This window comes from Aeromonas sp. Lyrl_2 (genome assembly GCF_051948815.1).
Lineage (GTDB): Bacteria > Pseudomonadota > Gammaproteobacteria > Enterobacterales > Aeromonadaceae > Aeromonas > Aeromonas veronii.
Window position 1 is genome coordinate 119,066 of sequence record NZ_JAYJLJ010000001.1, and the last position, 12,809, is coordinate 131,874.

Genomic DNA, 12,809 nt, shown 5'->3' on the forward strand with positions numbered 1-12,809 from the left:
ATGTCAGATGTAAGCAGATATTGCAGGGGGTGTCAGCGGCAACAAATTGCCGGCCCACACGGTTTGCATGGGCCGGAACAACGCCAAATCAGCGGAAGACCACCTCGTCAATTTCGACCCGCACCAGCGGCTGACCGGTCAATCCGGCAGGACGGGGGATCTCGAGTGCCAGCGACGGACGGGCTTGCCCCTTGCGCAGATAGGTCTCCGGCAGACGATTCTCGGCAACCCAGAAGCGGGCCTCCTGACGGCTCAGCTGCACCCCGTCAGCACTGAACAGGGTCACCATGCCACGCACCCCGACTACATTGCGGGTACCGGTATTGCTCACCATAAAGGTCAGCGCCAGCGGGTCAGAGCCCTCGATCTTGTCCAGCTTGACCACCACACCGTCACGCGCCATCTGGGCAAGCAGTTCCGGATTGGCCTTGGCCTGATCGGTCAACACCGGGGCCGCGACGGCCACCACGGCCCCAGCCTTCCCATCAGCAGCCACGCCCTGTACGGACTCGGCCGGTTTGACCACCAGATACTCCCAGGTGAAGTCGTCGTTGAGCTGAACCTGCCGACCATCGGGCAGCGTCACCTGAGAAAGAGGGGCAGCCTGCGCCAATACGGGGGAGAGGCACAGGGCAATCAGCAGACGGGAGAAGGGTTTCATAGGGCGAAGCTCGGTAACGGGTGAAAGGGCAACAGTATAAACAGTCCCGTCGCCCCTTGCCTATGACAGCACTCACGTTCTGGCACCCGCATCGCTTGCCCGCAGGCTAGATGGCGAGATCGTGCCGCTCTTTCTGTGCCATATCCAGGGTCACCAGATCGAACTTGCTCCCCTTGAGGGCGGACAAAATATCCGATTGCATATCAAAGGCCTGCGCACGCTGATGCTCGGGCAGACGCACCCGGGCCAGGGTGGTGGAGCAGTCGCACAGGGTATGGAAAAAGACCTGTGCCTCGTCCAGCCCCATGTCGGCCAGCATCTGCTCGGCTTGATCCACCATTCGCAGATAACGCTGCTCAAGCTGCCGTGGATTGGTGAAGCGATTGCTGAGGCAACCGTTGCTCCCCTTGCCCCAACGACCGAGCTGACGCTTGTTGAAGCCGTAACGATAATCGCGGCGCATCAATCCGTTGTCGGCAAAAAACCAGATTGAGTTGGCAGGCAGAGACCCGAACTGGGCAAGATAATCATCACGCTCCTCCACCGCTGCCGGAACCAGCAACGGCAGATGAGCCCATTCCGGACGAGTCTGCACATACTCACCAATGCGGCGAACCGGGTCGATCAGCCCTTCAATATTTGGCAGGCGATCGCAAAAGACGATCTCGTCACTCTTGATGACCCAGTGATCGATACCGTAACGCTGGCAATAACGGCGGGCACGGGCCACTTCGCTGCGACTGCGGGTCGGATTATCGAGGGTAATTGCGTGGATTTTCACACCGGCAGCGCGGCACAGCTCGATGCTGTAGCAGGATTCCAACCGTCCCGAAAAAGAGACAACCAGCTCGTCAAAACTTGCCAGTCGCTCAATCAGCAGCTGTTCCCTGGCTTGAAAAGAGTGATCATATCCCTGATTCAGTACAACTACATTGGCACCCATTAAACAGCTCCGGATGATGAACAGGTGCAGTATTGTGCGGCAAACAAACTGAATAGACCCTTAAAGAGTCTGGTTAAAATTAAAACTTGATGATTATTTCCTGTGATTCTGCTGCTAAATCTTCATTTTGGGCGTCATAAATTCGTAATCTTGCTTGGTGAACCCGATGGGCTCGCAAGAAACCCTACGCCTGATCCAGTGAGGTGAAGGTCAGGCGTCCTCCCTCGCTGTCGGTCAGGCAGAGGCACTCTCCTTCTGCCTCAACACAGAGCTGATAACCGCTGCCATCCTTGCAGGCGATGATCAGGGTCGCCTCGGGATAGTGACTGAGCCAATTGCGAAACCGCCCATGCTCCATAGTGCTCCTACAGGGGCATCACCCCTTGCCGGCGGCGGGCAAACAGCCCAGCTCACCCAGTTGCTGGCGGCAACTCGCCGCGTCGGTAAAGACGATCCCCCTGATACCGAGGGCCTCGGCGGCCGCGATATTGGCGGGACTGTCATCGATGAAGAGACACTCTGCCGGTTTCAGATCGAACGACACCAGCAGATAGCGGTAGATATCCGGCTCCGGCTTCATCATCCGCACCCGCGCCGAGACCACCTTGCCGCTAAAGAAGCGCCAGAAATCCTGATGCTGTTCCAGCCAGTCGATGCTGGCATGACCCATGTTGGAGAGGGCATACAGGGTGTGCCCCGCCCCGTGCAGCTCGGCTATCAGGGTTAGCATAGCGGGATCTGGCTGCAGGGAGGCCGGAACGGCCTGTAAAATGGCCAGATTCTGTGCCGCCGAGAGGCCAGTGCGCGCTTGCGCTTCCCGGGCCATGGTGTGGAGCGACATGGTGCCTCTGTCTACCTCCAGCCAATCCGGGTGGTTAAAGAGCTGCTCGGCCAACTGTTCAGCCCCTTGCGGGCCACGCACGGAACGCACTATGCCTACCGGATCCCAGCTCACCACCACCCGTCCCAGATCGAAAATAATCGCCATCGTCTTTACCTCCCCCACTGGGTTTCAGTCATAAAAACAGAGTCAATAGAACATCGCTCATACGCCATTTTCTTAACCGGATACCCTGCCCCCATCCCCGCCCACGGGCAAGTTTTACTTGCATCAGACCGGCAAATCCCTTAATGGTTATGACGTTACTTCAAGGACACACCTATGCACGCACCATTCTTCTTTGCTTTCTCGTTTATCCGGCCCGCTTGAGGGAAGGCCTGTCGTCGTGTGAACAGAAAGCAAAGACGAATCGAGCCTCCCCTAGCGGAGGCTTTTTTTTGCATTAATATCAATCGATTACTTGGATAGGGAACAATCATGGCAACGCTCGACGAGATCAGACAAGACATCACCCGGTTGGATCAGGAGCTGCTTGCCCTGCTGGCGAAACGCAAGACCCTCAGCATCGAGGTCGCCCGTGCCAAGCAAGCCAACCCGCGCCCCATTCGTGACCACCAGCGGGAGCAGGAGCTGCTGGTCGCCCTGATCCAGAAAGGGCGCGTGCTTGGGTTGGATGCCCAGTACATCACCCGCATCTATCACACCATCATCGAGGACTCGGTGCTCTCCCAGCAGGCCTATCTGCAGAGCCTGCTCAACCCGGAGCAGCAGGAGCCGATGACCAGCGTAGCCTATCTGGGGCCGCGTGGTTCCTACTCCAGCCTGGCCGCCCGCAAATATCTGGCGCGCTACAAGGATCAGGTGATCGAGGTGAACTGCCAGAACTTCCGCGAAGTGCTGGATGCGGTGGAGTCAGGCCGCGCCGCCTTTGGCGTGCTGCCCATCGAGAACACCAGCTCGGGCTCCATCAACGAAGTCTATGACGTGATGCAGCACACCAGCCTCTCCATCGTCGGCGAGCTGACCTACCCCATTGAGCACTGCATTCTCACTGCCGTGCCGACCGAGCTGAGCCGCATCAAGACCTTCTATGCCCACCCGCAGGTGTTCCAGCAGTGCTCCCACTATCTGAGCAAATTGGAAGGGGCGCGCCACGAGATCTGCGACTCCTCCTCCAGTGCCATGATGAAGGTGAAAGAACTGGCCAGCCCGGAGGCCGCCGCCATCGGCAGCGCCGCCGGTGGCGAACTGTATGGTCTGGATGTGCTGGCCGAGCAGCTTGCCAACCAGAAAGAGAACTACAGCCGCTTCATCGTGGTGGCGCGCAAACCAATCGACGTGGCACCGCAGATCCCGGCCAAAACCACCCTCATAATGTCCACCTCCCAGAAGCCGGGTTCGCTGGTCGAGGCGTTGCTGGTACTGCGCAGCCACGAGATCAACATGACCAAACTGGAGTCCCGTCCGGTGCAGGGCAACCCGTGGGAAGAGATGTTCTATCTCGATGTCTCCGCCAACCTGCAGACCCCGGCGATGCAGGCCGCACTGGTGGAGCTGACCAAGATCACCCGCTATATCAAGGTGCTTGGCTGCTACCCGAGCGAGGATGTGAAACCCACCGCAGTGCCGCCGGTGCTGATGGGGAGCTAACCAGCCCACAACGACAAAAGGCGAGCACCCTGCTCGCCTTTTGTTTTGATGCCGGTTTTCACGGCAAGCCCATCAACTCAGAACTGACCGGCCATCAGCTGGTTGATGTTGTAGAGGGCACGGGTATCGAGCTCCATCTCGGTGGCATAGGTGTTACCGCGCGGATAAGAGGCAACCACCCGGGCACCACGCACCACACCGGCGACCGACACATCCAGCGAGTTGGAGGTCTGGGTCAGGTCACGATAGCTGCTCTGGCCGCGCACCTGCTGACCATTGAGCTGCTCGGCCAGCTCGCGATATGCATCCATCTTGGAAGCGCGAATGGCTTGCAGCATCTTCTCCGACTGGGAGGGACCGGGCTGGATGTCGATCACCGCATAGCCCACGGCCTTGAGCACCGGAAAATCATCGGGCTTGCCACCCTGGGTGTAATCCACCACCCGGTTGTAGCTGCAACCGGTGAGCAAGAGTGCCAACAGGCAACCAAACAGGATCTTCATGACTCGCTCCTCACGGGGTCAGATTGACCAGATGACCGCCCGACCGGGCCTGACTGTCACGCATCAGATAACCGCGATTGATCGATGCCCGACCAAACGAATTGTTGGCACCGAACAGATATTTTTGCGGGATCAGGCTCTGGGCCGTGGTCTCCACCATCTTGGTGCGCATGTCGATAACGCGGGCATTGACCAGAATTCCCTTGCTGTTGCGGCTGAAGGTGCCGACCAGAATGCGGGAGATCGGCAAACGGGAAGAGAGCTCCTTGTAGTTTCGGCTCAACACGAAGTCCCCCTGCGGCGTCACCTTGATACTGCCGGTCAGCTTGAAGTCCACCACCACCTCGCCGCGACGGTTGAGCTCGTAGATAAAGCTCTCCTCAATCTGCTGCCCCATCCAGTTGGTATCCTGCAGGGTGTCGAGATCAACGAAAGAGGCCACCGCGATAGGCTCGGTCAGGGTGGTCAGCGATTTGCGCTCCATCAGCTGATCGGTCATGCGCGCCACCAGCCAGTTGAGTTCCATCCCCTGCGCCGCCTGGCGGGGGTCACCCTGATCCCGATTGATAGGGTCGGAGCCACACCCGGTCAATGCCAGGGCAAGCGCCAACGCCGTGATGAGTTTGTTCATGGATACCTTTCCTGTATCTGCACCTGACTTATTATCGGACGCGCCGGACAAAGCTTGAGCCGGGAATGAGGCATGATTCTTGCTTTTTAATGGACATCGTCAGCGCCAACGTGCGCTGCCACTTGGAACGTGTTGTGATCCATGTCGGCCAGCAGGCGCCATTTCCTCAAAATGGCTCGGCGGCCCGCCAACTCAAGGTATCTGCTATGAAATTACCGCTGCTGTTGACCCTGCTGCTGGCCAGCCTGAGCGCCCGAGCCGAGCTTATCGAAGCGCAGGGCAGCGCCGCCATTCTGGGGGGCGATGAGGTCTATGCCCGCGAGCAGGCGACCCGCGACGCCCTGCGTCAGGCGCTGCTGGCCAGCGGCGCGGCCGTTTCCAGCGTCCAGCGTCTGGAAAATGGCAGCCTGCGCTCCGAGCAGATCCAGATCCGCTCCGGCGGCGACATTCGCCAGTATCGGCTCAAGCGGGAAGAGGTGCGCAACGGCCGCATGTATATCACGCTAGTGGCCGACATTCAGGCCGAGCGCCAGATCTGCCAGACCCAGCACTTCGCCAAGGATTTGACACTGGTGAGGCTGCGGATGCGCTACCCCGATCAGGCCAGCTACGGCGCCATGGACGACATGCCGGAAAACCTCTCACGCCGGCTGTTCGAAACCCTCGCCAACGCGCCGCAAGGGGTCGCGGTGCGCCAGTGGCTGGATGAAAACCTGCGCATCGATCCGCTGCATCTGCAACAGGGGGATCGCAGCGCTCTGGAAGAGATCAAGGCGCTCAGCCTGCGTACCGACAGCCAATATCTGGTGCTCGGCAGCATCGACGATCTCTCCATAGAGCCGCAGGGCAACCAGCTGACCAGCTGGTATGAGGATCCGGTGCGCAACTTTCGCATGCAGCTCTACCTGTTCGACGGTATCAACGGCAGTCTGATCAACCGCAAAGTTTACGAAGGGCGTGCCACCTGGACCTTTGGCAAGCGGGAACAGGTGGGCAGCAGCAGCGGCCAGTTCTGGCAGTCAAGTTATGGCCAGGAGGTCAACTACCAGTTGCAACAGGCGGCTCAGGATCTAGTGGCCCAGCTCATCTGCGCCCCGGTCACCGCCCGGGTGGTCGGCCAGAACGAACGCGGCCCCTACATCAATCTTGGGCGACGCAACGGTGTCAAACTTGGCGACCAGTTCCGCATCCAGCACAACGCCGACTTCATCGACCCCTACGGCAAGTCGCGCATGATGCGCAACCCGGCCGACGGCCTGTTCGAAGTAGTGCAGGTGTTCGACGACGGCGCCATCATCAGCAGTCAGAACAAATATTCACCATTCAACATCCAGAACGGGGATTTGGCAGTATTGGAATAGGAATCAAGGGTTTAAAAGGGAGTTGCTTCTTGTATAATGCCCGCCACAAGGCTCCCGTAGCTCAGTAGGATAGAGCGGTCCCCTCCTAAGGGACAGGCCACTGGTTCGACTCCAGTCGGGAGCGCCATATAAAACAAGGGGTTGGCATCATCATGATGCCAACCCCTTGGTCGTTTTTGGCGACAATGAATCCGACCATCCAACCGTAATGACCCTATCCTTTCTGCGTTCAGAGCATGCGCTCTCTGATAGACTGCTTCTCTTTGGCTTATCTTTGAGGGCCAAGCCCTGTTTCATCTTGCAAAGGAGTGTTGGATGTCCGGATGTTCCTGGTGGGATAGATCCACCGGTTTTGCACTGCTGACCATTGTGCTGTGGGCTTCACTGGCGGCGCTGACGTCACGGGTCACCAGCGTGTCACCACTGGTGCTGGTCGGGCTGGTGCTGTTTTTCTGCGGGGTCGGGGTCTTGCCGTTTTGGCGCCAATGGCGCGCTCGCCCTATTACCTGGCTGGTGACGGTTGCGGCATTGCTGCTCTACCATCTGCTGCTCTTTATGAGCTTTCGCCATGCCCCGGTGCTGGAGGCCAACCTCATCAACTACCTCTGGCCGCTCTGCATCATTCTGTTCACCCCGCTGTTGTTGCCCGGCCATCCACTCCATGCCCATCACCTGCTGGCTTGCGCCTTTGGTCTGGCGGGTTCCATGCTGGTGATGGTCGATGGCGAGCTGCAACTGCAGCAGGCCTATCTGCCGGGATACCTGTTGGCGCTCGGTGCAGCTGTCGTCTGGGGAGCCTACTCGGTATTATCACGCCGTCTGCCGCCAGCCCCCGCCGTGGTCACTGCGGCAGCCTGTCTGCCCGCGGGTTTGCTGGCGCTGCTGCTTGCCCGTCTGCTGGAGGGACCCCTGCCGCTCGCGCAGATCCCCACCAGGGACTGGAGCCTCATCATTGGGCTGGCGCTGGGCCCGATGGGGGCGGCCTTTGTGACCTGGTATCTGGCACTGCGAGACGGCGATCCACGCCGGATCGGTGCCCTTGCCTACCTGACACCGCTGCTGAGTACTTTGCTGTTAGTGGCATTGAACGGAGAAGAGCTGACCTCGCGCCATCTGCTGGCCGGTGCACTTATTATGGGAGGCGCCCTGCTCGGTATGCTGGGCCAACGCAACAGCGCTCAGGTATCCCCAGCCAGTTAAGCCGGCAAGATAGGGCTACCTGACCATACTGTCATAAAAACGCCATCATCCCTGTTTAGGCTCTGGCCACGCCCCCCCATGGTCTGTGCTGACAGGAATTACCCCGTGAAAATCGCCCATTACGCCACCCTATCCTCCCTTGTTTTGTTACTGGTTGCGGGAGGACAGGCGCTGGCCCTCTACCACGGCTGGCAACAGCTTGCCCGTACCAATCAGGCCCAGCATCAGCACGAGACGCTGCAACAACTGGTGACAGTGACCCTGCAAAACAGCCTGCGTGACTACCTCAACAGCGGCGATCCGCAACAACTGACCGCAGCGGAGAAAGTCAGCCAGCAAGCGCTCTCCTCGCTGGCCGCTCAGGATGATGCCGTGGCAGCCCCGCTCAGACAGCAACTCGAACAGATGGCGCAGCGCATCGCGCACGACTATCAGGCCGCAGGCAAGCTCTCGGGCAACAGCCAGCTGCTGCTGCAAAATGCTGAGAGTGAGCTGGGCAGCCAGGCCATGGCGCTGATCCGCTATGGGGAGCAAGGCGCCAGCACGGAACAATCTGCCGCGGCACAGCAATATCGCAGCGGCGCAGCCGAGATCCTGGCGGGCCTGCCGCGCCTCGCCCATTTGCGCCAAAGCTATATGGAGCAGGGCAATGAAAAGCTGCTCGAAGGGATCCGCTTCGAGCTGGAGGCACTGCAAAAACAGGCGCAAGCGCTGCAAGCCTTGCCGCTGCTCGGCCTGTATGAAGAGGCGCCCGCCGATGAGTTCACGCTGGGGGAGCCGGTGCGCAAGGAGCTGGGAGATCAACCGCGCAGCGAATTACGCTCGCTGCTGGGCCGCTATCCGCAGGAGCTGGCCAACAGCCGCACGGCGCTACAACAGCAACAGGCTGGCCGCCAGACCGTGCAGCAAGACATCATGGCGATGTTGCAAGCGACCAGACTGATGGGGGAACAACTTGCCCACGAACGGCAAGCCGTCAATAAGGAGCTGGCCACCATCCTCGGTACGCTGGCGCTCTGCCTAGTGGTTGTCGCCCTGCTGTTTGCGCTGGTGCAACGACGCTGGCTGCTCGCCCCCTTGTTGCGACTGCGCGGAGCCTTTCTGCAGCTCGATCAGACGGGGCAGGCCGAGCCGTTGCCTACCGGGCGCGATCGCAACGAGCTGGCCGATATTGTTGCCAGCTACAACCGGCTGATCGGTCGCCTGCAACTGGACCAACAACAGAAAGAGGGGCAGCTGTCTGCGGTATCCCTCAGTCTGCAAGGGATGGTCAGCCAGGTTGACGAGATCCACCACAGCACCCGCACCACCGAACAGGTGGTCGACGAGAGTGGTCAGATGATGGATGAGCTTAACCAGCTGGCCGGAGAGGTCCATCAGGTCGCCGCCGACATCGCCCAGCATGCCCACCATAACGAGCAGGCAATGAGCCAGAGCGAAGATCTGGTGGGGAGCATGCTGCACGCCACTCATCAGACCGGACTGGCAATTGACGAAAGTGATGAGGCGCTGCAAGCCCTTACCCGCTCGGTTGCCGATGTGACGGCCATTGTCGATGTGATCGGTCATATCGCTCAGCAGACCAACTTGCTGGCCCTCAACGCCGCCATCGAAGCGGCCCGCGCAGGGGAACAGGGACGCGGTTTTGCCGTGGTCGCCGATGAAGTGCGCCACCTCTCGGCTAATACCCAGCAATCCCTCAACCAGATCACCGATATTCTGGGGCGCCTGACCCAATCCGGCGAACAACTTGGCACTGTATTGAACCGGATCACCAGCGAATCAAGCCGCCAGCGGGCGCAGGCGGAACAACTGCGCCAGACCACCCAGGCAGTGCGGGAGATCGCCCGCAACACCGCAGTGATCGCCCTGCAGGGGGCCGACAACGCCAAAAGTCAGGAGCACAAGCTGGCCAGTTTTGCCGATCTGATCTCCCGTATCCATCAGCATGCCCGTCAGGTTAGTCAGCTCTCGGTGCAGGTCTCGTCCCATATCCACCATCAGGCGCAGCAGATCCCCCGCATCCTCGGCCAGCAAGGCTGACCCCTATTCGCCCCACATCTTTGCCAGATCACTTTCCCTCGACCAGAGGGAAAGTTTTTTTGTAGCACAAAATTATCTGTTATCGGCAGGTTAACTGACACCTCTTCCCCCGTACCGGATGAAAACCCGCACTGGCGCTGGCCGCAGCCTCAAGAAAACGCTCTCATCACCGTGATACCTGCCATGAGGCTGTTTACGACCTTGCCCATGATTATTTGCACTCGGTCATACTTTTGAAACGTTGAGGGAACTTTTCATTGATATTTCGCACCGCGAACGTACTCTTGAGGTTGTCCGATAGCCAAGAATCGGAACATAAAAAAACAACATGTGATGATCAGGACTGCCAACTACAGATGTGCCAAGACATCCGGGTTTGCAGGTAGCCAAGACAAGATTTTTTGCCCTTCGGGGTTTTGATTGCAATGCCAATACCGAGCGGTAGGCCCGATGCCAACTGCCGGAAAAAAAGCTAAGTCCATAAAATCAGGAGCAATAAAAATGGAAAAAGTGATCTTCAAGCGCGCCGCTTTGAGTGCCGCTGTGGTAGCCGCTCTGGTCGCCCCCGGTATGGCGTTGGCAGCTCAGGATATGATGAGCCCGGAATACGGCCAGTCCTATGAAACCTTCGTTAAAGACTCCAAACTGACCGGCGGTCTGTTCTACTTCCAGCGTGATCGTCAGCGCATCGATGGTGACCCGACTGCAGCCAAGAAAGAAGGCAAATACCAGTCCAACCTGAGCCATTCCACCGTTCAAGCCGCTCTTAACTTCAACTCCGGTTATGCCTGGGACACCGTAGGTCTGGATCTGGGCGGCTTCGGTGCCTATGACTTGGCCGTTACCGAAAATCACCCGGTCAACCAGGAAAACGAATTCTCCTTCGCTGGCCGTTCTTGGGGCAACAACGCCAAAGATGGCTCCCCTGAAGGTGGTTTCAGCCTCTCCAACGCAGCGATGAAGCTGAAATTCCTGGACGGCGGCATCACTGCCAAGGGTGGTTATACCCAGCTGTATGTCCCTGGCCAAATCGGTGTTAACTGGTCTTATCAGCCGGGTACCTATCGTGGTGGTCAAGTTGAAGGTAACTTCGGTGGCCTCTACCTGACCTACGCCATCGCTGACGAGTACAAGGCCCCCTGGTACAAAGAGACTCAGGTCTTCTCCCGTGCCAAAGCGTGGATGGATCCATTCGCTGATGAAAACGTCATCGACTACATCCACGGTATCGCAGCCCGTTACACCTTCGAAAATGGCACTGCAGTGACCGGTTCTTTCGGTCAGTCCGAAGGCTACATGGATAGCTACCACTTCAAACTGGCTCACAAGTTTGACGTACTGGGCGGCCTCTCCACCAGCTACCAGTTCTACGGTTCCGAGACCGAGACCTACACCAAGGGCGCTTCCCAGATCGAGACTTATGACGGTCTGGCATGGCAACAAGCTCTGACAGCCGCCTGGGGCATGGGCCCGTACGGCTTCCGTCTGGAAGGTCTGTGGACCAAGGCTGAAGGTGCGGAAGGCAACTACCTGCCCCGTCTGACCCGTGGCTACGCCAACTCCCAGGGTGCCAACGAAATTTGGTGGGACTCCCGCTCTGACTGGAACGCAAACAACGAGAAAGCACTGTTCTTCGGCGTGACCCGTTCTCTGGATGACCTGGTTGGTGCGCCTGGCTGGTCCGTCGGTGTATCCGGTGCTTACGGTTGGGATATCGAAACCGGTCAAGGCAAGAAAGCAGCCAACGGTGAAGATACCGAATGGGCAGCCAACTTCGATGTCACCTATACCGTGCAGGATGGCAAGCTGAAAGGCACCCTGTTCAAACTGCACTACACCGACTACAACAACGACATCAGCCAGGGCGGCGGTTGGACCGATTACCCCAACATCTTCGCCTCCGAGCACGACGTCAAGTTCCACATCATCATGCCGCTTACCTTCATGTAATCAGGCAATACGATGTCAGCAAACCGGGCCACTTGGCCCGGTTTTCTTTTTACCGGTTGGCAGGCTAACATGCGAGCCGGATAAGGATTTTACCCGCTCACCTGCCCACACGCTTTTGTCAGCAGTCACAAGGACGCCATCATGCCCCGTTTTGTTCTGATCACCGGTTGTTCCAGCGGTATTGGCCTCGCCGCCGCACAGGCGCTCGGGCAGCACGGTTTTACCGTGATCGCCTCGGCGCGCAAGGCGGAAGATGTGGCCCGTCTGCAGCAACAGGGATTGCTGGCAGTACAGCAGGATCTGGCGGACCCTGCTTCCATCGAGCTAGGTGCCAGTGCGGCGCTCCATCTGGCAGGCGGGCGCCTCTATGGCCTGTTCAACAATGGCGCTTATGGCCAACCCGGGGCGCTGGAAGATCTGCCCACCGAGGCGCTCAGGGAACAATTCAATACCAACCTGTTTGGCTGGCACCATCTGATCCGTCAGGTGCTGCCGCCGATGCTGGAGGCCAAAGAGGGGCGGATAGTGCAGAACAGCTCGGTACTGGGGCTGGTTGCCATGAAGTATCGCGGCGCCTATAACGCCAGCAAATTTGCACTGGAAGGTTATAGCGACACTCTGCGCCTCGAACTGGCGGGTAGCGGGGTACATATCAGCCTGATTGAACCGGGCCCCATCGATACCCGTTTTCGTGCCAATGCCCGCAGCGCCTTCCTGCGGCACATCGACCCGGCCCAGAGCCGTCATCAGTCGGCCTACCGCCAGACCCTGACGCGGCTGGAAAAAGAGGGGGCCACCAGCGGCTTTACCCTCCCAAGCGAAGCCTGCATCCCGCCGCTGCTCCATGCTCTGACCCACGCCCATCCCAAGGCACGCTATCCGGTGACCACTCCAACCCGGCTGTTTGCCTTCCTGCGACGGGTATTGCCCACTCGCTGGCTCGATAAACTGCTGGCCAAATCGGCCTGATCCCGTGATGGGCGACAAGCATCCTGCCGCCCGGATTGAGTTAGCTGTATAGCGGCG

At 58.9% G+C, this 12,809-nt stretch carries 11 protein-coding genes, 1 tRNA gene, 1 pseudogene and 1 other annotated feature; of the genes and pseudogenes, 7 read left to right on the forward strand and 6 right to left on the reverse strand.

All coding sequences use genetic code 11. The annotated features are described in order from the left end of the window. Positions 1-88 precede the first annotated feature (88 nt). From VF684_RS00560 to VF684_RS00575, 4 genes and pseudogenes are all read right to left on the reverse strand, one after another. A complete protein-coding gene (locus tag VF684_RS00560; RefSeq protein ID WP_043819074.1) occupies positions 89-661 on the reverse strand; it encodes a DUF3157 family protein in 573 nt (190 codons plus the stop codon). 106 nt (positions 662-767) lie between these two features. Beyond that, positions 768-1,604: a hypothetical protein gene (locus VF684_RS00565; RefSeq protein WP_019445107.1), complete on the reverse strand. Its 837-nt coding sequence runs from the start codon at positions 1,602-1,604 to the stop codon at positions 768-770. Between the two features lie 79 nt (positions 1,605-1,683). Next, positions 1,684-1,962 (reverse strand): annotated as a pseudogene (locus VF684_RS00570) (DUF6482 family protein). An 18-nt stretch (positions 1,963-1,980) separates the two neighbouring features. Beyond that, positions 1,981-2,592: an HAD family hydrolase gene (locus tag VF684_RS00575; protein ID WP_257699513.1), complete on the reverse strand. Its 612-nt coding sequence runs from the start codon at positions 2,590-2,592 to the stop codon at positions 1,981-1,983. A 170-nt stretch (positions 2,593-2,762) separates the two neighbouring features. Further along, positions 2,763-2,884 (forward strand) — a sequence feature (Phe leader region). A 38-nt stretch (positions 2,885-2,922) separates the two neighbouring features. Between VF684_RS00575 and pheA the strand changes: the two genes are divergently transcribed. Further along, complete coding sequence (gene pheA, locus VF684_RS00580; protein ID WP_005343631.1) at positions 2,923-4,095, forward strand: prephenate dehydratase; 1,173 nt, start codon at positions 2,923-2,925, stop codon at positions 4,093-4,095. Positions 4,096-4,172: 77 nt separating this feature from the next. Here the strand turns inward: pheA and VF684_RS00585 are convergent, their stop codons facing one another. Together VF684_RS00585 and VF684_RS00590 are read right to left on the reverse strand one after the other, a co-directional pair. Further along, complete coding sequence (locus VF684_RS00585) at positions 4,173-4,598, reverse strand: LPP20 family lipoprotein (protein ID WP_005349622.1); 426 nt, start codon at positions 4,596-4,598, stop codon at positions 4,173-4,175. A gap of 10 nt (positions 4,599-4,608) precedes the next feature. Next, the gene (locus tag VF684_RS00590) at positions 4,609-5,229 is read right to left on the reverse strand and encodes a FlgO family outer membrane protein (protein WP_021230339.1); all 621 of its coding nucleotides are present in this window, start codon (positions 5,227-5,229) and stop codon (positions 4,609-4,611) included. A gap of 206 nt (positions 5,230-5,435) precedes the next feature. On the opposite strand from VF684_RS00590, the gene VF684_RS00595 reads away from it, so the two are divergent. The 6 genes from VF684_RS00595 (at position 5,436) to VF684_RS00620 (ending at position 12,752) form a co-directional block, all read left to right on the forward strand. Further along, the gene (locus tag VF684_RS00595) at positions 5,436-6,590 is read left to right on the forward strand and encodes a flagellar assembly protein FlgT (RefSeq protein ID WP_376898906.1); all 1,155 of its coding nucleotides are present in this window, start codon (positions 5,436-5,438) and stop codon (positions 6,588-6,590) included. 50 nt (positions 6,591-6,640) lie between these two features. Further along, positions 6,641-6,717 (forward strand) — tRNA-Arg (locus tag VF684_RS00600). 188 nt (positions 6,718-6,905) lie between these two features. After that, entirely contained in the window at positions 6,906-7,790 is an 885-nt protein-coding gene (locus VF684_RS00605) for a DMT family transporter (protein WP_139440005.1), read from the forward strand. A 105-nt stretch (positions 7,791-7,895) separates the two neighbouring features. Next, on the forward strand, positions 7,896-9,833 hold the full coding sequence (locus tag VF684_RS00610) for a methyl-accepting chemotaxis protein (RefSeq protein WP_139440004.1): 1,938 nt from the start codon (positions 7,896-7,898) through the stop codon (positions 9,831-9,833). A gap of 501 nt (positions 9,834-10,334) precedes the next feature. Continuing rightward, on the forward strand, positions 10,335-11,783 hold the full coding sequence (locus tag VF684_RS00615; RefSeq protein WP_005338723.1) for an OprD family outer membrane porin: 1,449 nt from the start codon (positions 10,335-10,337) through the stop codon (positions 11,781-11,783). A gap of 141 nt (positions 11,784-11,924) precedes the next feature. Then, the gene (locus VF684_RS00620; RefSeq protein ID WP_376898909.1) at positions 11,925-12,752 is read left to right on the forward strand and encodes an SDR family oxidoreductase; all 828 of its coding nucleotides are present in this window, start codon (positions 11,925-11,927) and stop codon (positions 12,750-12,752) included. The last annotated feature ends 57 nt before the right edge of the window (positions 12,753-12,809 follow it).